At 41.9% G+C, this 19,625-nt stretch carries 19 protein-coding genes and 1 pseudogene; 10 read left to right on the plus strand and 10 right to left on the minus strand.

The annotated features are described in order from the left end of the window. Positions 1-201: 201 nt before the first annotated feature. Positions 202-927: pseudogene (gene lptB / locus FUA25_RS07365) on the minus strand (LPS export ABC transporter ATP-binding protein); the annotation flags it as partial. Between the two features lie 120 nt (positions 928-1,047). Here lptB and FUA25_RS07370 point away from each other — a divergent pair. Further along, positions 1,048-1,395, plus strand: a complete 348-nt coding sequence (locus tag FUA25_RS07370; RefSeq protein ID WP_147756251.1) for a TM2 domain-containing protein — start codon at positions 1,048-1,050, stop codon at positions 1,393-1,395. 61 nt (positions 1,396-1,456) lie between these two features. Further along, entirely contained in the window at positions 1,457-2,185 is a 729-nt protein-coding gene (locus FUA25_RS07375) for a hypothetical protein (protein ID WP_147756252.1), read from the plus strand. Positions 2,186-2,239: 54 nt separating this feature from the next. Here the strand turns inward: FUA25_RS07375 and hemB are convergent, their stop codons facing one another. Beyond that, positions 2,240-3,235 (minus strand): porphobilinogen synthase, encoded by a 996-nt coding sequence (hemB, locus tag FUA25_RS07380; RefSeq protein ID WP_147756253.1) that lies wholly within the window; start codon positions 3,233-3,235, stop codon positions 2,240-2,242. Between the two features lie 119 nt (positions 3,236-3,354). On the opposite strand from hemB, the gene FUA25_RS07385 reads away from it, so the two are divergent. The 4 genes from FUA25_RS07385 (at position 3,355) to FUA25_RS07400 (ending at position 6,230) form a co-directional block, all read left to right on the plus strand. After that, positions 3,355-3,711, plus strand: coding sequence for a T9SS type A sorting domain-containing protein (locus tag FUA25_RS07385; protein ID WP_147756254.1), 357 nt, complete (start codon positions 3,355-3,357; stop codon positions 3,709-3,711). A gap of 142 nt (positions 3,712-3,853) precedes the next feature. Beyond that, complete coding sequence (locus FUA25_RS07390) at positions 3,854-4,333, plus strand: BON domain-containing protein (protein WP_147756255.1); 480 nt, start codon at positions 3,854-3,856, stop codon at positions 4,331-4,333. Positions 4,334-4,339: 6 nt separating this feature from the next. After that, the gene (locus FUA25_RS07395; RefSeq protein ID WP_147756256.1) at positions 4,340-4,759 is read left to right on the plus strand and encodes an SH3 domain-containing protein; all 420 of its coding nucleotides are present in this window, start codon (positions 4,340-4,342) and stop codon (positions 4,757-4,759) included. Positions 4,760-4,979: 220 nt separating this feature from the next. Further along, a complete protein-coding gene (locus FUA25_RS07400) occupies positions 4,980-6,230 on the plus strand; it encodes a dicarboxylate/amino acid:cation symporter (RefSeq protein WP_147756257.1) in 1,251 nt (416 codons plus the stop codon). A gap of 53 nt (positions 6,231-6,283) precedes the next feature. On the opposite strand, the gene FUA25_RS07405 is transcribed toward FUA25_RS07400, so the two are convergent. After that, positions 6,284-9,097 (minus strand): GH92 family glycosyl hydrolase, encoded by a 2,814-nt coding sequence (locus FUA25_RS07405; protein ID WP_147756258.1) that lies wholly within the window; start codon positions 9,095-9,097, stop codon positions 6,284-6,286. 129 nt (positions 9,098-9,226) lie between these two features. Here FUA25_RS07405 and FUA25_RS07410 point away from each other — a divergent pair, with 129 nt between their 5' ends. Together FUA25_RS07410 and FUA25_RS07415 are read left to right on the plus strand one after the other, a co-directional pair. Next, positions 9,227-10,330: an Mrp/NBP35 family ATP-binding protein gene (locus FUA25_RS07410; RefSeq protein ID WP_147756259.1), complete on the plus strand. Its 1,104-nt coding sequence runs from the start codon at positions 9,227-9,229 to the stop codon at positions 10,328-10,330. Between the two features lie 45 nt (positions 10,331-10,375). After that, positions 10,376-10,624, plus strand: a complete 249-nt coding sequence (locus FUA25_RS07415; protein ID WP_147756260.1) for a NifU family protein — start codon at positions 10,376-10,378, stop codon at positions 10,622-10,624. A 75-nt stretch (positions 10,625-10,699) separates the two neighbouring features. Here the strand turns inward: FUA25_RS07415 and FUA25_RS07420 are convergent, their stop codons facing one another. Further along, positions 10,700-11,590 (minus strand): exopolyphosphatase, encoded by an 891-nt coding sequence (locus tag FUA25_RS07420; RefSeq protein ID WP_147756261.1) that lies wholly within the window; start codon positions 11,588-11,590, stop codon positions 10,700-10,702. Between the two features lie 46 nt (positions 11,591-11,636). Continuing rightward, positions 11,637-13,700, minus strand: coding sequence for a polyphosphate kinase 1 (gene ppk1, locus FUA25_RS07425; protein WP_147756262.1), 2,064 nt, complete (start codon positions 13,698-13,700; stop codon positions 11,637-11,639). Positions 13,701-13,896: 196 nt separating this feature from the next. On the opposite strand from ppk1, the gene dnaK reads away from it, so the two are divergent. Beyond that, complete coding sequence (gene dnaK, locus FUA25_RS07430; RefSeq protein WP_147756263.1) at positions 13,897-15,786, plus strand: molecular chaperone DnaK; 1,890 nt, start codon at positions 13,897-13,899, stop codon at positions 15,784-15,786. 108 nt (positions 15,787-15,894) lie between these two features. On the opposite strand, the gene FUA25_RS07435 is transcribed toward dnaK, so the two are convergent. The 5 genes from FUA25_RS07435 to FUA25_RS07455 form a co-directional block, all read right to left on the minus strand. Beyond that, entirely contained in the window at positions 15,895-16,245 is a 351-nt protein-coding gene (locus FUA25_RS07435; RefSeq protein ID WP_147756264.1) for a toxin-antitoxin system YwqK family antitoxin, read from the minus strand. Positions 16,246-16,294: 49 nt separating this feature from the next. Next, positions 16,295-16,702 carry a hypothetical protein gene (locus FUA25_RS07440; protein WP_147756265.1) on the minus strand — a complete coding sequence of 136 codons (408 nt, stop codon included), beginning with the start codon at positions 16,700-16,702 and terminating at the stop codon, positions 16,295-16,297. A 60-nt stretch (positions 16,703-16,762) separates the two neighbouring features. Beyond that, on the minus strand, positions 16,763-17,545 hold the full coding sequence (locus tag FUA25_RS07445) for a hypothetical protein (protein ID WP_147756266.1): 783 nt from the start codon (positions 17,543-17,545) through the stop codon (positions 16,763-16,765). 4 nt (positions 17,546-17,549) lie between these two features. Beyond that, complete coding sequence (locus tag FUA25_RS07450) at positions 17,550-17,957, minus strand: hypothetical protein (RefSeq protein WP_147756267.1); 408 nt, start codon at positions 17,955-17,957, stop codon at positions 17,550-17,552. A 100-nt stretch (positions 17,958-18,057) separates the two neighbouring features. Then, positions 18,058-18,813, minus strand: coding sequence for a LuxR C-terminal-related transcriptional regulator (locus FUA25_RS07455; RefSeq protein WP_147756268.1), 756 nt, complete (start codon positions 18,811-18,813; stop codon positions 18,058-18,060). Between the two features lie 462 nt (positions 18,814-19,275). Here FUA25_RS07455 and FUA25_RS07460 point away from each other — a divergent pair, with 462 nt between their 5' ends. Further along, positions 19,276-19,608, plus strand: a complete 333-nt coding sequence (locus tag FUA25_RS07460; RefSeq protein ID WP_262712206.1) for a nucleotide pyrophosphohydrolase — start codon at positions 19,276-19,278, stop codon at positions 19,606-19,608. Positions 19,609-19,625: the final 17 nt, after the last annotated feature.

A 19,625-nucleotide genomic window follows, 5' to 3' on the forward strand; every position in this document is an offset into this window, starting at 1 on the left:
TTTATCCACAACATCATTAAAAATATGTTCGATTTCAGAATTTGCCAGAGAGGCAAAACTGATGTCTTCGAAACCGTACATAAGCCTTAAATTATCGAGTTTGTTGAAATGCTCATCCACAAAATGCTGAAACTGGTTTTTGGAATCGAAATTTCCTGCCCAAATGTTGTACACATAGGATTTCTTTTTCGGTTTGCTTAAAATATCCTGATAAACAAAGTTTTCTCCAAGATATGCTTCGCGCACCTGCGGATCGTTGGCGAGCTCGTGCGGAAGCCCTTCCTTAAGGATTTTTCCTTCGAACATGATATAGGTTTTATGTGTAATCGCCAAGGTCTGCTGCACGTTGTGATCAGTAATCAGAATCCCGATATTTTTATCCACAAGACTTCTTACGATTTTCTGAATGTCTTCCACGGCAATCGGGTCAACGCCGGCAAAAGGCTCATCCAGTAAAATAAAGTTCGGGCTTGTCGCCAGACACCTTGCGATTTCTGTCCTCCTTCTTTCTCCGCCCGAAAGCAGGTCGCCACGGTTTTTGCGGACGTGCTGAAGTGAAAATTCTTCAATCAGTTCATCGCATTTAATCTGCTGTTCGCGTTTCGAAAGGTTTGTAAGCTGCAAAACGCCTAAAATATTGTCTTCAACCGAAAGTTTGCGGAACACGGAAGCTTCCTGCGCCAGATAACCGATTCCTTTCTGGGCACGGCGGTACATGGCATCGGTGGTAATTTCCTTGTTGTCGAGAAAAATTTTCCCTGAAGTGGGCTTTACCAGTCCGACAATCATATAAAAAGAAGTGGTTTTTCCGGCACCGTTCGGACCGAGAAGTCCGACAATTTCGCCCTGTGCAACTTCCACAGAAACCCCTTTTACCACTTTTTTCGGGCCGTACTCCTTAATCAAATTTTCTCCGCGTAAAATCATGGAGCAAATATAATAAATTTGGATAAAGGCCGGCCAAAGAATACCGAAAGCACGATGTAACAAAAATTTACAGATTAAGACTCATTGGGCAAACTATCAATCATTTAAATTTTAAAAAAAATGGAAACTTACGGCTACAACAATCCCGAAAATCAGGGGCAATATCAGCAGAATTCTGAGAACAGAAATTACCGCTCCGAAAAAAAACTCGCAGCAGGCATTTTCGCTATTCTGCTTGGTTCTTTGGGAATCCACAAGTTTTATATGGGATATATAAATGAAGGGGTTATTTTACTTCTATCTACTATAATGATCATTCCAATTTTGACTTTAGTGACCTGCGGTTTTGCATCTGTAATCTATCCGGTCGTTTTTATAATCCCAGTTATCGAAGGGATCATTTATTTAACGATGAGCGATGAAAAATTCGACAGAACATATATTCAGAACAGAAAAACCTGGTTCTGATTTGTAATTTTGAGTGTTAAGAAGTCTGTCGGATTTTTATTAATTTTAATAAAAAATTGTCATGGCAACCAACAAAGAACTTACCGAACTGCTGTCTTCAGAACTGGGCGTCAACATCCAGAACAGAAGGCCTCACGCCAATGAAATCTTTAAATGGCAGGATCTGGATCTGCTTCCGCATTCTTCTACCGATACTTTGCTCTGCGAAATTTTTGAATGGAATGGCAGAAACTGGCGAAGCACCGGCAATAACCTGATTGGGTTTTTATTCTCCGGAGATGCACTCGAAAGAATTAAGAAGCAGCTCATCAGCATTCCAAAAAACAATGCTTTAATTCCTGATTTTGAATTCACGAAGACCAATCTGCTTGAATTCGGACTCGGAATTCCGTCTTTGTTCAATATTGGAATTAAAGGCAACATTAGCAATGCGAAGGATTTCTCGATAAAGGTAAACGGCGTTACAAAATCAAGAATTACCAATATTGATGCGCCCGGAATTGAAATCCTGAGGAATTTTTCAGCTTTTACGCTTTCAAAAACAAAGACGTACCGTAAAAATGTGAAGTTCAATTATCTTAGTACGGCGCTTTTTTATGCCGAAAGTGTTGAAATTCTTCTTGAAAAAGAGGCAGCTACGGATCTGGAAATCAGTTTCGGGACAGCAGGAGTCAGCGTGGAAGCCATCGAAAATTCTGCAACCAAAAAGAATTTTAAACTTACCTATTCAGGAAATCAGGCACCTTTTGCCGCAAAATTCACGAAAGGAAAGGATTTCGATATTTCTTAAAACCAAAAAAGTCTGCCGGAAAAGCAGACTTTTTTTAGTAAAATTTTTAATAAATTATCTTTCATTCAGCAAAATTGCTGCTTCTTTTGCGGCATAGGTGAAAATAAGGTCGGCACCGGCTCTTTTGATGCATGTTAAACTTTCGATGATGGCTTTGTCATTGTCGAGCCAGCCGTTTTGGGCAGCGGCTTTCAGCATGGCGTATTCTCCGCTCACGTTATACACGGCAATCGGCAAATCAATGGCATCGCGGACTTTCGCCACAATGTCAAGATAGGGCATTCCGGGTTTTATCATGATGATGTCGGCGCCTTCAGCCACATCTTTCAGCACTTCATCAATTGCTTCGCGTGAATTGTGAAAATCCATCTGGTAGGTCTTTTTATCTTTCGGAATTTCCGCCGAGTCCACAGGCGCCGAATCCAACGCACTTCTGAAAGGACCGTAAAAAGAACTGGCATATTTTGCAGCATAGCTCAAAATTCCAACATCGGTAAAACCGCTTTCTTCCAGACCGGTTCTTATGGCGGCCACTCTTCCGTCCATCATATCGCTTGGCGCGACGATATCGGCACCGGCTTCGGCAAGGGAAACCGACATTTTTACGAGCGCATCATTGGTAGCGTCGTTATCGATTTTTCCGTTGTTGATGATGCCATCATGTCCATAGATTGAATAAGGGTCCAAAGCCACGTCGGGCATAATCACCATTCCCGGAACGGCATCTTTAATCGCTTTGATCGTCTTCTGCATCAGACCGTTTTTATTCCACGCCTCTTTTCCGGTGTTGTCCTTAAGATTTTCCGAAACCTTCATGTAGAGGTTAACGGCTTTCACGCCGAGCGAATAGAGTTCCTGACATTCTTTTACGGTTAAATCTAAAGTCCTGCGGTAAATTCCGGGCATGGAAGAAATAGGTTCCTGGGTGTTTTCCCCTTCCATGACGAAAATCGGCATGACAAAATCGTTGGTGGTGAGAACAGTTTCCTGCACCAGACTGCGGAGCGAATCGTTGGTTCGTAATCTTCGGTTTCTTGAATATATAATCATTTGGAATGGTATTTGAAATAACCCTGCAAATTTAAATATAGTTTTATATAAAAACTATTGCATATTAATTTGAATTTTCTATTTTTGTAAGTAGAAAACCAAATATAAAGGTATTATAAGTGAAAAAATTACTATTTTCTTTACTGTTTATCGGAAGTTTAACCGTTTTTTCGGAAAAACTTTCCGCGCAGACTATTTATAGAGAGCCTGCCACAGCCTCGCAGAAATCTGATGATGGTGTTTTGGTTGCGTATCCAAATCCGGCAAGGGACTTTATTATCGTTAAAGCCAAAGATTCTTCTGTAAAAATAAAATCGGTGACTTTTTATTCCATATTGGGAATGCAGATGCTGCAGGTTAATGTCAATATGAATTCCGGGGAAATCAATCTCGAAAAACTGAGACCAGGCAAGTATCTTATGCGCTATATCATGACCGACAATACCCAGCGAATCACACAAATCATCAAACAATAATCCTGAATTTCTTCAGGATTTTTTTTATACTTAAAGTGATTAATTTCCATTAATTTTAAGAAAAATTTATCATATTTTTAGGAAAAACGCCTGATATTATCAGTAAATTTGGGTATTATTATCAACATTAAATCATCCAACTATGAAAAAAACATTTGCAATGGCTGCACTGACAATTGCAGTCGCTTTCGGATCTATCGCCTGTAAAAAGAAAGTTACTGATGCTGAGCTGCAGACCCAGGCCACAACTGTAGTGACCTCAAATCCAAATGCTTCCGTTGAAGTAAAAGACGGTACGGCTCATTTAAGCGGAACCTTCGCTGACCAGGCGTCAAGAGACAACATGATTGCTTCACTCAAAGCCATTCCCGGAATTAAGGAAGTGATGGATATGACCACGATTGCAGAACCTGCACCTGTTGTAACCACTTCGGCAGTTGATCCTGCGAATGTGCAGAAAGTTCAGGATGCACTCAAAGATTTCCCTTCTGTAAAAGCTGAAGTCATCAATGATGAATTGACTTTAACCGGAAACGTTTCTGCTGCGCAGGCCCGACAGATTAAGATGTCAGTTGATGCGCTCCAGGTAGGAAAAGTAAACTATAATTACACTGTAAAATAATTAAAAATGAGTACGTTACAAAATAAATACGCGGCTGTAATTTCTGCCGCGCAGTCCGCAGGAGTTTCGAACCTTCAGGTTTCTGAACAGGACGGAATTCTGTATATTTCAGGAAATGCATCTTCAACAGGAATTAAAGATTCGGTCTGGAATGCATTGGGAACCATAGATTCCACCTATTCCGCTTCGGATATCAATCTTGATGTACAGGTGGCTGGTTTGGCTTCCGGAGCTTCACTGAAAGTGGCGACAGAAGATTCGAACCTCAATATCAGACAGGAACCTTCTACAGATGCAGCTATTGTAGGGAAAGCGGCAAAAGGAGAGTCGGTGACTCTGGTTGAACAAACTTCAGACGACTGGTGGAAAGTAAGAACCGCCGACGGCGAAGAGGGTTATGCTTACGCAAGATACCTTCAGGCATAATTTTTTTTAAAATATTTTCAAAACCTCCGTATTTTCCGGAGGTTTTTTTATGGACAGTGTTTTCTTTGGTTGCGGCGGCGAAGCCGCCGCAACCAAAGAAAACACCTTCAACAATGGCGAAGCTACTTTCATTAGGGTTTTTCAAGAAAAAACATATATTTGTAATTCTTAGGAAAGTCAATTACACCTGGTTTTTCCTTAAAACTTAAATAACTTATTCATGAAAGGTCAAAACAAGCTGTTCATCGCCATTATTATTGCACTTATTTTAGGCGTTATAATGGGCGGAATCGTTCACACCCAATATCCTGAAAATTCAGACGGGTTTGCCAGTAACATTAAACTTCTGGGTACCATTTTCATCCGCCTGGTCCAGATGATTATTGCGCCGCTTGTTTTTACTACGCTGGTAGTAGGTATTGCAAAAATGAGTGACATCAAAATGATAGGAAGGGTAGGATCGAAAGCCATGCTTTGGTTTATTACCGCTTCACTCGTTTCTCTTTTTATAGGCTTGATTTTTGTTAACTGGCTGGAGCCGGGACATGTAACGCAATTGCCGATTCAGGATGCCAGTTCTGCCGAAGAACTGCTGAAGACGAGCAAAGGTTTTTCGTTGGAGGATTTTGTAAAACACATTATTCCGAAAAGTATTTTTGAAGCTTTTGCTACGAATGAAGTTCTGCAGATTGTAGTTTTTTCAATCATGTTCGGCGTTGCACTGGCCAATATGGGTGAAGAATATGTAAAACCAATCATCAAAGCCTTCGATATTTGTGCGCATGCGATTCTGAAAATGGTGGGTTATATCATGTGGTTTGCACCGCTCGGTGTTTTGGGAGCAATTGCCGCAGTGGTTGCGACAAACGGTTTCGAAATATTTAAAGTGTACGCAATCTATCTCCGCGATTTCTTCTTTGCACTGGCTGTTTTGTGGCTCGTGTTGTGTATCGTAGGGTATATCATTTTAGGGAACAGGCTTTTTGAACTCATCAGAAGGATCAAGGCCCCTTTGCTTATAGCATTTTCCACAACAAGTTCCGAAGCTGTTTTTCCGAAACTGGTGGAAGAACTCGAACGTTTTGGATGCAACAACAGAATTGTTTCATTTATCTTGCCATTAGGATATTCCTTCAACCTTGATGGAAGCATGATGTACATGACTTTCGCGTCAATTTTTATTGCCCAGATTTATGGGATCGAGATGTCCCTTGGTCAGCAGATTACAATGCTTTTGGTGCTGATGCTGACCTCAAAAGGAATTGCAGGTGTTCCAAGAGCCAGCTTGGTGATTATCGTAGCTACGTGTACGATGTTCGGAATTCCGCCCGAAGGAATTGCCCTTATTCTTCCGATTGATCACTTTTGCGATATGGGAAGAAGTATGACCAATGTTTTAGGAAATGCGTTGGCAACTTCCTCTGTTTCAAAATGGGAAGGACAGCTGGACAATCACGGCGGAGATCTTTAAGATATAAACCAATAATATCAAAACTTCGGGAGTAGTCCCGAAGTTTTTTTTGCTTATTTCACTTCAATTTCATCCACAAAAATAAATGCTTCACCGCCAAAACCCTGATGCCATTCCGGAAGTTTTCCGAAATTTTTGGCCACAATTTTAAGATATCTGGCTTCTGTAGGAACAATCTGCGCCCTGAATTTGCGGATGGTGTTTTCGGTGACTTTCGGATCCAACGTATTTTCCACCGTGGCCATTCTGAAAAAATCTTTATTGTTGGAGGACAGATAATATTCCACTTCAGAGGGCATCAGAATCCAGCTGCGGCTGTCCTGCAAATATCTGGATGAAATTTCAGTGATCTTTCTCTGCATTTTTAGATCAACTATGGCCACAAAATCCTGGCCCTGAAATCCCTGCCAGTTGCCTTTTCTCCAGTTTTCGTCGCCCAAAACGCCATCAATCAGACCGGTTTTTCCACCTGCATCATATTGCGGATTGTATACGGATTGGGTTTCAATAGACCAGTTGTTCGGTTTCCGGTAGAATACTGCATTTACTACAGAACTTTTGACCCCTGTGTTTTCAGAATAGGCAGAAACAGTTGTTGTTTTTGCAATAAGGAAAGGTTTTTTATAGGGAATAAACCGTTTTCTGACATTCGCATCATCTTCATTTATCGTCAGATAGAATATTCGGTCTTTTGGATGAAGTGGTTTCAATTCCACCTTCATCGGTTGTTCAAAAACAGGACTTTGTGCGGTTACAAGCGGTGCCGTTACGACCTGTGCAGTGTTTTTTTCGGTTCTTGTTTTCAGATTTTCAAAACCGAGGGTTTGCAGCTGACCTTTTGGAGTCTCCGGAGTGATGACTTTGGATGTTCCGTCGTCAAAATTAATTTTTATTTTTTCAAAATAAGGTTTTGTCGTTTCCCAGCCTGCCCTGCCCGGTGTAACGGGATAAATTCCCATGGCACTCAGGACAAACCAAGCACTCATCTGTCCGCAGTCTTCATTGCCAATCAGTCCGTCGGGGGTGTTTTTGTAAAAATTATCGAGAATGAATTTAACTTTTTCGTCTGTTTTAGCCGGCTGATCCACAAAATTATAAAGATAGGCGATATGGTGACTGGGCTCATTTCCCTGAGCATACTGTCCGATTAAACCGGTCAGATCTGCCTGTTCGCGGCCGGTAGTTTTTTCTGAAGCCGAAAACATACGGTCCAGAAATTTTTCAAAATTTGCTTTTCCGCCATGAGCGCTGATGAGCCCTTCAACATCCTGAGGGACAAAAAAGGAATAGTGCCACGAATTTCCCTCTGTGAAATTGTTGTTCACTTCGCGCGGTTCGAAAGGCTGTACCCAGTTTCCGTTTTTTCTTGCCTGCATGAAACCCGTTTCAGGATTGTACAGGTTTTTCCAGCCCTGGGAACGTTTCATGAAATAGTGGTAATCATCGTTTCTGCCAAGAACCAAAGCCATTTGGGCAATGCACCAGTCATCGTAGGCATATTCCAGAGTCTTTGAAACGTTTTCATGCTCATCTTCCACAGAGATATATCCGTTCTGTTTATAGGCATTCAGCCCAAAGTGGTCTTCCATCGCTGATTTTTTTGCAGTTTCAAAAGCTTTTTCATAATCGAAGCCCTTAATTCCTTTAACCATCGCATCAGCGATTACAGAGACTGAGTGGTAACCGATCATACAGAAGGTTTCATTGCCTGCAAGCTCCCAAACCGGCAGCCTGCCTCCCTCCTCATATTGTCTGATGAAGGTATTGATGAAATCAGAAGTTCTTTTTTTGTCGATTAAAGTCATCAAAGGATGGTAGGCGCGGAAGGTATCCCACAGGGAGAATACGGTATAATAGCCAAAGTTTTCTGCGGTATGGATTTTACGGTCGCGGCCGCGGTATTTGCCGTCGACATCCATTGCGATGTTCGGCTGCATCATGGTGTGGTAAAGTGCCGTATAAAAGACGGCGAGTTTATCGCGGTCAGCGGAGGTGACTTCAATTTTTGAAAGTTCTTTGTTCCAATCGGTTTGGGCCTGTTTTTTAATGGATTCAAAATCATTTGAATTTCCTTCGGCACGCATGTTTTTTTCGGCACCTTCATACCCTGTCGGGGAAATGGAAACTTTCACGAGAATTTTCTCGCCTTTTTTTACTGATGAAGATAATGCTAAAGCTAATTCATTTCCATTAAAAATTGATTGAACTCCATCTGTACTTTTTCCAGCTTTTTTTGTTTTCGAAAGATTCATCGGCTTTGAAAACTCGATTCGGGCGTAAACATGCTGGTCTGTAGCCCACGCTTCGCTTCTTCGGAAGACTTCAACCGTTTTATCGTCAATGATTTTTACTTCGCCTTCCAGAAGTTTATCGCGGTGATTTAAATCCAAAATAATATTTGCGGTTCCGGTTTTGTTGAACGTGTATTCATGGTAACCGACCCGTTTGGTAGCCGTGAGTTGTACATCAATATCATATTTATTGAGTTTAACGGAATAAAAACCGGCCTCTGCCTTCTCATTTTTGTGCGAAAATCCTGAAGCGTAACTTTTAGGATCAAGACTTGGAGTGCCCATCGTAGGCATAAGCATCATATCTCCAAAATCGGATACGCCTGTTCCGTTAAGGTGCGTATGAGAAAATCCGTAGATGATGCTGTCAGAATAATGATATCCGCTGCAGCCGTCCCAGCTGCCGTCAATTCTCGTGTCGGGAGAGAGCTGAACCATGCCGAAAGGTACTGTGGCACCGGGAAAAGTATGACCATGGCCGCCGGTTCCAATAAAAGGATTGACATATTGGGCGAAATCCTGCGCATTAAGGCTTAGAAATGAAAGAAAAAAGATAAAAAAAACGGTTTTTTTCATAATAGAAAGTAAACAGTGAAGGTATCAAAAAAAATAAGGAAAGGCAAAACATGAACTTTATCTATTGCTTTTATTGATTCTAAATAAGAAAATAATCCGTAAATTTGTCCCTCAATTTAGCGTAAAATTATGTTGACGAAAGTTAAAGTTCAGGAGTTTCTGAAAGAGATAGAAGTAGATGATCTGGTGAATAATTTCCAGGTCGTGGGGAATGATGTTTATATTGATATGACCGCCCATTCACCCGCCATGCACGAAAAGAAAAAACTCGAAGCGGCCATGAAGCAGGCTTTTGCTTCGGAATTTGGAGAAGAAGTTGTTCTGAAACTCAAAATCGCTTCGCCGGAACCTTCCCAGGTTCAGCAGAACCAGATCAAAGGAAAACAGATTCCCGGAATCCAGAACATCATTGCCATCGCCTCCGGAAAAGGTGGAGTAGGGAAATCTACCGTTGCTGCTAACCTGGCAGTGACCTTGGCAAAAATGGGTTTCAAAGTCGGGATTCTCGATGCTGATATTTACGGACCTTCGGTTCCAACGATGTTCGATACAGAGGGTGCTAAACCTATTTCTGTGGAGAAAGACGGTAAAAACCTGATGAAACCGATCGAAAATTACGGCGTGAAAATGCTGTCAATCGGATATTTTTCCGGAGCAAATCAGGCAGTAGTATGGCGCGGACCAATGGCGAGCAAAGCTTTGAACCAAATGATTCGCGACGCAGACTGGGGTGAACTCGATTTTCTCTTAATCGATCTGCCGCCGGGAACAGGTGATATCCATCTTTCCATTATCCAGGAAGTTCCGGTAACAGGAGCTGTTATTGTGAGTACGCCGCAGCATATTGCGCTGGCCGATGTAAGAAAAGGAATCGCGATGTTCCAGATGGAAAGCATCAACATCCCTGTCTTAGGTCTGATTGAAAATATGTCGTACTTTACACCGGAAGAATTGCCGGAAAACAAATATTATATTTTCGGTAATCAGGGTGCACAATATATGGCGGAAGATTTGGGGATACCGGTTCTGGGAGAAATTCCGTTGATTCAGAGCATCCGTGAAGCCGGTGATGTGGGAAGACCTGCAGCACTTCAGGAAGGTTCTAAAATTGAAGAAATATACAAAACCACGGCTCAGAATATGATTGAAAGTCTCGTGGAAAGAAATAAAAGCCTTCCCGCAACCGAAGCCGTTAAAATTACGACGATGGCCGGCTGTTCTCCCAAAAAATAAGGATTCGTCCGGAAGACCATTTGGTTCATATCAAAAAAACAAAAAATGACTACAGAAATAAATCACGAAGCCACCGTCACTAAAGTAATGTTTGCACTCGAAAGCATTCGTCCGTTTCTGAATAAAGACGGCGGCGATATAGAACTCATCGATGTCAAGGATCAGAAAGTGTACGTAAGACTTCAGGGCAACTGTAACGGCTGCCCGATGAGTTTTTCCACCATGAAACTCGGCGTTGAAAATACCATCAAACAGCACGCCCCGGAAATTCTGGAGGTTCTGAGTGTAGAGTAGATGCGATTAATAATGATAAAAAAAGACGGGCTTTAAAGTCCGTCTTTTTATTTTTATTAAAACAATCCAACCAGGTTAAACCGGTTTTTTCTGTAAATGATCATAAATGCTGTGAATCAGGCCGTCGGCAACAGAGATTTTGGGAACAAAAATTTTGGTGATTTCAGACCAGCTCATCACATTATTGAATATTTCCAGCGCCGGGACCAGAACGTCGGCCCGGTCTTCCCGCAGCCCGAATTTGCTCATTCGTTCCTCAAGCGTAAGCTCATTCATTTCTTTATAATATTTTTTCAGATACGCCGTCGACATGGGTTTGCCGTCTTTGGTTTTGCTCATGGAGAAAATTTTGTTGATATTTCCCCCTGAACCGATGGCCAGAATCGGTTTTTTGCTGTTGATGTTTTTCCGGATTTCTTCTTTGAGTTCTTTCCAGTGGTCTTCTGTCACGAGATTATTCAGCAATCTTATGGTGCCGATGTTGAAGGAATGCTCATATTCCATTTTTCCGTTTTCGTAGAAGGTGAGTTCCGTAGACCCGCCGCCAACATCGATGTACAGATAGGCAAAATCTTTGTCAAGACCTTCTGCAACATGGTTTTCATAAATTAAGGTCGCCTCTTCGTCACCTGAAATAATCTCAATGTTAATTCCTGAGGATTCTTTGACTTTGCGGATGATTTCCGGGCCGTTTTCAGCATCGCGCATCGCACTGGTTGCACACGCGCGGTAATGTTCCACTTTATAGATTTTCATCAGATCCGAGAAAACACGCATGGAATCAAGGACCATCTGTTCCCGTTCTTCCCCGATCTTCCCTTTCGCAAAAACATCCATTCCCAGTCGCAGCGGGATGCGCAGCAGATTAAGTTTCGTAAATTCGGTCTTTCCTTTTTGGGGTTCCGAAACTTCATTGATCAAAAGCCTCGCCGCGTTGCTTCCGATGTCTATGGCCGCTATTCTCATTATTTGGTTTTAATTCTGGACAAAAATACTCATTCTCAGCGACGTTTTATTCCGATTTCTTTTTCAGGTATTTATAGGTTTCAATCTGTGAACGGATTTCTGTTTTATCGTTTTTTACGTATTCATTCCGCATATTTTTGTCAAGGATTCTGGCTTTTACATTGTCACTCAGCTGAATGTCGAGCAAATCCTTCATTTCCTTTTTGAGATTTTTCTGCGTGATTTTTACGGCAGCCTCGATCCGGTAGTCGAGGTTCCTCGTCATCCAGTCGGCAGACGAAATGTAGATATCTTCATTCCCTTTATTGTAAAAATACATGACCCTCGCGTGTTCCAGATATTCATCAACAATACTGATGGCCTGAATTTTCGTCGCAAATTCCTTTTGGTTCACCGCGCAGTAAATTCCTCTTACAATGAGTTTTATGGTAACGCCTGCCGATGCTCCTTCGTAGAGTTTCTGGATTAAAGTTCTGTCGCTTAGTGAATTTACTTTGATGATAATCTCCGATCTCCGTCCTGCTTTGGCTTCTTCAATTTCCCTGTCGATATGATGGAGGATTTTTTCGCGCATAAACTGTGGACATATCATGAGTTTTTTGCAGGATTTAAGGACGGGAAGAATATTTTCTGTCGGTTTTTTAAGTACGGTAAACACTTTGTTGATGTCGGCCATAATTCCGCGGTCTGAAGTCATGAGCAAATGGTCGCCGTAAATTTTTGCCGTTTTCTCATTGAAATTTCCGGTACTCACGAATCCGTACTGAACCGTTCGGTTATGCGCTCTTTTTTTGATGACGCAGAGTTTTGCGTGCACTTTTTTATTCGGAATTCCGAGGAGTACTTTTACACCCTCCTGCTCCAGGATTTCTTTCCATCCCAGATTGCTTTCTTCGTCGAATCTTGCGCGCAGTTCCAGCATAACGGTGACCTCTTTACCGTTTCTTACGGCATTGATCAGTGTATTGATTATTTTTGAATGACTCGCCAATCGGTAAGCGGTGATCTGGATCGATTTCACATCAGGATCCATCGCTGCTTCGCGCAGCAGATCGATTACTGGCGTATAATTGTGGTACGGGAATGTGAGCAGAACATCGGTTTTCTGAATCACATCCGTTACTCTTTTGTTGATGAATGCAGGATGGTCGAAAGAGGTTCTTTCCTCCGGCTTCTGATAGGCTTTAAAAACATCCGGAAACTCCATAAAATGCCGGAAATTGTGAATTTTTCCGCCCGGAATAATGCTGTCTTTTTTGCTTAAATTCAGTTTTCTGATCAGGAATTCAAGCAATGCCTTATTTATTTCTTTATCGAAAACAAAACGCGTTGGTTTGCCTTTCCGGCGGGACTTTATTCCCTTTTCAATTTTTTCGGCCAGCGTGGTCTTGATGTCGTTATCGAGATCAAATTCCGCGTCTTTTGTTACTTTAAAACAGTGTGCAGTAAAATCATCATATCCGAAATAGGAGAAAATGTGCGGAAGATTAAACGTGATGACGTCCTCCAGCAGCATGACATTTTTTTCTTCCTCATCTTCGGCAGGCAGCAGAAGAAAGCGGCCAATGACGCGCGAAGGAATTTCGATGATCGCGAATTTGCTTTCGCCGGGTTTCTCATTTTTCCTCATTGCAATGCCCAGATACAGCGATTTGTCTCTTAAATAAGGCATTGGCGAATTTTCGTGCAGCAGAATCGGGATCACGTTGCTTTCCACCGTTTCATCGAAATATCCGCGGACAAACTGTTCCTGTTTTTCCGTCAGATTTTTGGCGGTTTTGATATAGACTTTTTGTTCGGCCATCTCCGCCTGGATTTTTTTCCAGGTCTTGTCGAAGTTCTGCTGTTGGCTGATTACGATTTCATTGATCTGCTGCAGAATTTTGGTAGGGGGCTGATAAAAGGATTCAGTGATGTATTTATCCTTGAAATCCATGGCGCGTTTCAGACCCGCCACGCGCACCCGGAAGAATTCATCCAGATTGTTCGAGAAAATACCCATAAAACGGATGCGGAGATGAAGCGGCACATTAACATCCATCGCTTCCTGTAAAACTCTTTCGTTAAAGGCAAGCCACGTAACATCCCGTGGATTGAACTGATTCGGCATTTTCTGTATAATATTTTCTCAAAAATAAGGATATTAAGTAAGAGCAGATTCAGGGCAGTGTTAATTTTTTATTAATATACCATTCACAAATTCTTTTTACAGAACATCCTGTGTCAATTTGTCACAATTTATTGCTTGGTATAAAATTGGAGATTGTGTGACTGAAAATAAATTTTAAATAATAAAAATAGATACTATGAGTAAAATAATTGGAATCGATTTAGGAACAACAAACTCTTGCGTTGCAGTAATGGAAGGTAAAGACGCTGTTGTAATTCCTAATGCGGAAGGTAAAAGAACAACTCCTTCCATAGTTGCTTTCACCGAAGACGGTGAAAGAAAAGTAGGTGACCCTGCAAAAAGACAGGCGGTTACCAATCCCACTAAAACGGTTTTTTCAATCAAAAGATTTATCGGAACGCATTTTAAAGATGATGCGAACGAAGTTTCCAGAGTTCCTTACAAAGTGGTAAGCGGACCAAACGACACCGTAAAAGTAAAAATCGACGACAGAGAATATACGCCGCAGGAAATTTCGGCCATGATTCTTCAGAAAATGAAGAAAACGGCAGAAGATTATCTGGGCCAGGAAGTGACAAGAGCGGTAATTACCGTTCCTGCATACTTCAACGATGCCCAGAGACAGGCCACAAAAGAAGCCGGAGAAATCGCAGGTTTAACGGTGGAAAGAATCATCAACGAGCCTACTGCTGCCGCTTTGGCGTATGGAATGGATAAAGCACACAAAGACCAGAAAATCGCAGTGTACGATTTAGGGGGTGGAACGTTCGACGTTTCGATCCTTGATTTGGGCGACGGTGTTTTCGAAGTTTTGTCAACAAATGGTGACACGCACTTAGGCGGTGATGATTTTGATGATGTGATCATCAACTGGATGGCCGACGAATTTAAAGCGGAAGAAGGTGTTGATCTGAAATCCGATGCAATTGCGCTTCAAAGACTTAAAGAAGCCGCAGAAAAAGCTAAAATCGAATTGTCTTCTGCAACCCAGACGGAAATTAACCTTCCTTATATTACCGCTACTGCCACTGGACCAAAACACATGGTGAAAACGCTTACAAAAGCGAAATTCGAGCAATTGTCTGCCGATTTGGTGAGACGTTCAATGGAACCTTGTAAAAAAGCTTTGGCGGATGCTGGTCTTACCATTTCAGATATTGATGAAGTAATTTTGGTAGGTGGTTCTACAAGAATCCCGATCATTCAGGAAGAAGTGGAGAAATTCTTCGGTAAAAAACCTTCAAAAGGAGTGAATCCGGATGAGGTAGTGGCAATTGGAGCTGCAATTCAGGGTGGTGTTCTAACTGGAGATGTAAAAGACGTTCTTTTGTTGGACGTTACGCCGCTTTCATTGGGAATTGAAACAATGGGTTCTGTTTTCACAAAACTGATTGAGTCAAATACCACGATTCCAACCAAAAAATCGGAGACATTCTCTACCGCAAGCGATAACCAGCCTGCAGTTTCAATCAGAGTAGGACAGGGTGAAAGACCGATGTTCAACGATAACAAAGAAATCGGAAGATTTGATCTGGCTGACATTCCACCAGCACCAAGAGGCGTTCCTCAGATTGAAGTGACGTTCGATATCGATGCAAACGGAATCTTACATGTTTCTGCAAAAGATAAAGGAACCGGAAAAGAACAGTCGATCAAAATTCAGGCAAGTTCAGGCCTTTCCGAGGAAGAAATTGCAAGAATGAAGCGTGAAGCAGAAGAAAATGCTTCTGCTGATGCGAAGAAAAAAGAAGAAGTGGAAGTATTCAACAAAGCCGACGGACTGATTTTCCAGACTGAAAAACAGCTGAAAGAATTTGGTGATAAACTTTCTGCCGACAAAAAAGCCGCTGTAGAAGCTGCTCATGCGGAACTGAAAACTGCTTTCGAAGCGAAAGACATGGAAAGCGTAAAAACCAAAACAGAAGCTTTGGATGCAGCCTGGATGGCCGCTTCCGAAGAAATGTACGCAGCTGGTCAGCAAGGCCAGCCTCAGGACGGCGCTCAGTCTGCAAATAACGCAGGAACTGAAGATGTTCAGGATGCTGACTTCGAAGAAGTAAAATAAGACGGAAACCGGAATTGCGAGCGAAGCAAGCAATCCCGTTTATTCAATAGTAAATCCCCGCGTTTTAAACGCGGGGATTTTTTGGTATCGATCTTTCACATTTATTTTTTAATCATCCTGTGCTTTCCCGTTTTTATACTGCACTACTTCTTCAAGATCCCCGTCTGCATCATAATACTTCCATTCTCCGTGCTGCTTTCCGTTTTTATGCGTTCCCGCTGCCATTAAAACACCGTTTTCATAATAGGATTTTGAATTCCCTTCCGTTTCACCGTTTCGGTATTCCGTCACAGACATCAGTTTTCCGCTTTCGTAATAAATCTTCCATTCACCATGGGCCCTGCCGTTATACGTGTCACCCGTGGCTTTCAGGGTGCCGCTGTCGTAATATTCTTTCTGGATCTGTGCCGGGGCCATCAAACTGATAGCGAAAAGGCAAACTGTAAATAGCTTTTTCATTGTTGGGCTGATTTAATTTAGAGTTATTAACTGTATTTTCTTTTAAAAATTATTGGTTTTTTCGGTAGGTATAACCGCTGGCTCTGAAAGACTTTTTATCATCGCTCATAATAAAAACCGCTTCACCGTCTTCGATCCGCGCATTTGTTTCGACCCGGTGACGGTAGTTAACACCTTTCCAGGTATTGCCACCCGCATGTTTAATTTTTCTGTATTTAAAGGCATAGTGTTCTGTACTTGATGGCCATCCGCTTTTTCCGACAGCCATTACCAAAGCGTTACCGCCTTCTTCAAAGTTTGCAGTTCCTAAAATGCTGATTTTCATACCGTCGTCTCTCGTCCAGTTTCCCTCAATATCTCTTGCGCTGAAATCCTGTGCGTACACAGCACTGATACTGAACATTAGTAACAGGATCGAAAGACAGATTCTTAATTTGGTTTTTAAATGGGTTTTCATGGTTGTAATGTATTTGTATTTGAATTTAATTTTCCTTTGGGACTTTCTGCAGCGTTTCACTTACGGTTTTTCAAAGATTTTAGGATCCACAGGAGCATTCACTTCATACTTTATCAGTTTTATAGAATATCCTGAAGGCGAATGGTCGCATACGGTTGCATACACATATCCGTCCGGGGTTTTTGCGTAATTGCTGTATCGTTCTGTAACTGTTGTTACTTTACCGTCTATGGTTTTGTCAATAACCCTTTTTAGAAGCAGAAAACTGGTGGCATCCAGAAAAAGAAGGACTGTTGTACCACTTTTACGGGTTACTTTCAGTTTATATGCTTCATTCCCCTCCACATCTTCTGACCCTAACAGTTCAACGGTATTACCTTTGTTGCGGTAGTCGAGAAGGTCTCCTGTCATATCCAACTCTTCGGCACCTTCTCTGGCAGTTGCCAGATCCGAGTCTACAGCCCTTTTTTGTCGTTGCGCCGGAAAAAGAGTCCAGGCGCCATACGGTGTTACGACAGTTGTATTTGTCCGACCCTGAATCTGCATATCCAGGCGCAGTCCCTCATTATGGACCATCCACGTTTTAATGGGAACATTAGCCTGCTGAGTGTAAATGACCCCTGATGCCATGGCGCTTTTCGCTTCGCGCAGTTTCTCTGCGCCGCCAAGCGCTTCAATGTTTTTCTTAATAATAGATTCTAACGAGAGGGTAGCGGAAGAAGCACCCTGAGTTGCATTGCGCTGTGCAGCGGATACCTCCGGTACGGTCTTCTTGTTCTTTTTTGTTTGCGCCGACGTCACGGCACAGAGGGCAGCCAAACCAATGATAAACAGCTTTTTCATGATTTTATTTTAAGACTGCACCGTTCAGGGTGGCCATCAGTTTAAGTTTTTCCACCAGAATCTTCGTGTCCAGATACATATTGGCTATGTTGATGAAGACGGCTTCTCCTTTGTACTGGTTTTTAAATTTGATATAGGTAAGGCCGGCCTGATAACCGATGTTATCGTAGGAAACTTCCGTTACGTCTTTCCATTTTTCCTGAGCAGATGCGCCACTGTTAAATACTTTAATGCTTTCGGTGGTCATTTCCAGTTGGTTTTCCCGCGAGGCTTCCACCACATTGGATTCGGGATACCGGATATTTCCGTTGGAATAATTCTCCTGAAGCCAGCGAAGCGTTTCGTCCTTTGTCTGTGCATTTGCGCTGAACATTGCTGCCATCAAAAGGCAGATGGTGATCAAAGTTTTCATAGCTTGTTTTCTTAAGGGTTAAGATCATTAGTCAACAAAGCTACCGAATGCACAGACCAGAAAAAATACGCCGAAAGGAGTATTTTTTCAGGAACACGAACTAAATAATTCCCTGCAGGATGCAGTTTTTAATCAGCTGGGCAGTATTTTTTGCTTCGGTTTTTTCGAGAATATTGTTGCGGTGCTTTTTCACGGTTAACGGGCTGATAAAAAGTTTCTCGGCAATTTCAGTAGTGTTTAGGCCATTCCCCAGTTGCCTGATGATGTCAATCTCCCGTTTCGAGAACTGCTTCGAATCGCCATTCGGTTCATCCAGACTTAAATTCATAAAAGACGGTTCACCGTTCAGTCCGATGAGGGATATTTTATAGGTATTGAAATTACTGAGGTGATCGATGCGCGTATGGATGTTTAAAGATTTGCCGTAGCCGCCGTTTTCGTCCATCGTGAGCATCAGCGCCTGATGGTTGAAAAGCACATATTCTCCGTTTTTCAGCCGGCCGCGGTGGCAGTAGCTGATTTTATAGCTCAGGAGTTTTTCTCTGGGAATGTTTTCAGAAAAGAATTTTGTAAGAAATGCTTCAGCCTTGATTACGAAATCAATGTCTTCGGGATGAATGGCGTTCAGCACTTCGTTAAACTGCAGGGTATCCGGATCAAAACCATGGATTTCATACACCGACGGACTGATGTGCGATAGCGACATATCAAAAAAATCGATGATATAGAAAGAAAAAGGCCCCGTGCTGATAATGGAATTGGTAAGATCATCAAATGAAATCTGATGAGGTGGTGTATTGCTAACGGTCCGGTTGGAAAGCCAGACCTCATGCAGATTCTGAATCTCTGGAAGCATACTGAACTGTTTGTGATACAAATAAAGAAAAAATACGGGAATTTCAGGCACCAAAGACATGATTTGATATTATGTTAATCCGGAATTTAAACCGTTGCTGCGCAGGTGCTCCAGAAAACGACTACGCCCGGGTCTCCTTCGAAGCGGTTCGGAAAAAGAGGCTATTTTGCGAAGGACTTCCAAAGGAGAGTGGGAGGAGAGCAAAGCGGTGGAACGGTTAAATTACTCCGCCCTGAAGTAGTAAGTCTTGGGTGTCATAGCTGGACAGGACCACGAGCAAAGGCGTCTGTAATACGACTTGGTAACGTCTGAAGGTTTTTTACAGCGGAAAAGAAATTATTCTGTTAATAAAATTGTTTATTTCCAAAAACAAATGTTTAATCTTATCGCTTTATTTTTAATATATTTGATTTTATTACATTCTTTACATTAAAAGTTAGTAAATACGGTAAGTTAAATAAAATGATGGAAGATATAAACTCACTGATAACGCAAATCGTAAATTTTCGGGACGAAAGAGATTGGAAACAGTTTCATAATTCTAAAGATTTGGCCCTTGCACTTTCTGTGGAAGCCTCTGAGCTTCTTGAATTATTTCTCTGGAAAGAAAATGAAGACTTCAATTTGGATAAACTTAAAGATGAATTAGCCGACGTATTGATGTATGCACTGTTATTAGCGGATAAAAATAATTTAGATGTCGGTCAAATTGTGCTGGATAAAATTAAAAAAAACGCAGATAAGTATCCTGTCGATAAAGCTAAGGGTAAAGCTACCAAATACAACGAACTGTAGATCGCAATAAATCAATA

It is taken from the genome of Chryseobacterium sp. (genome assembly GCF_008014695.1).
Lineage (GTDB): Bacteria > Bacteroidota > Bacteroidia > Flavobacteriales > Weeksellaceae > Kaistella.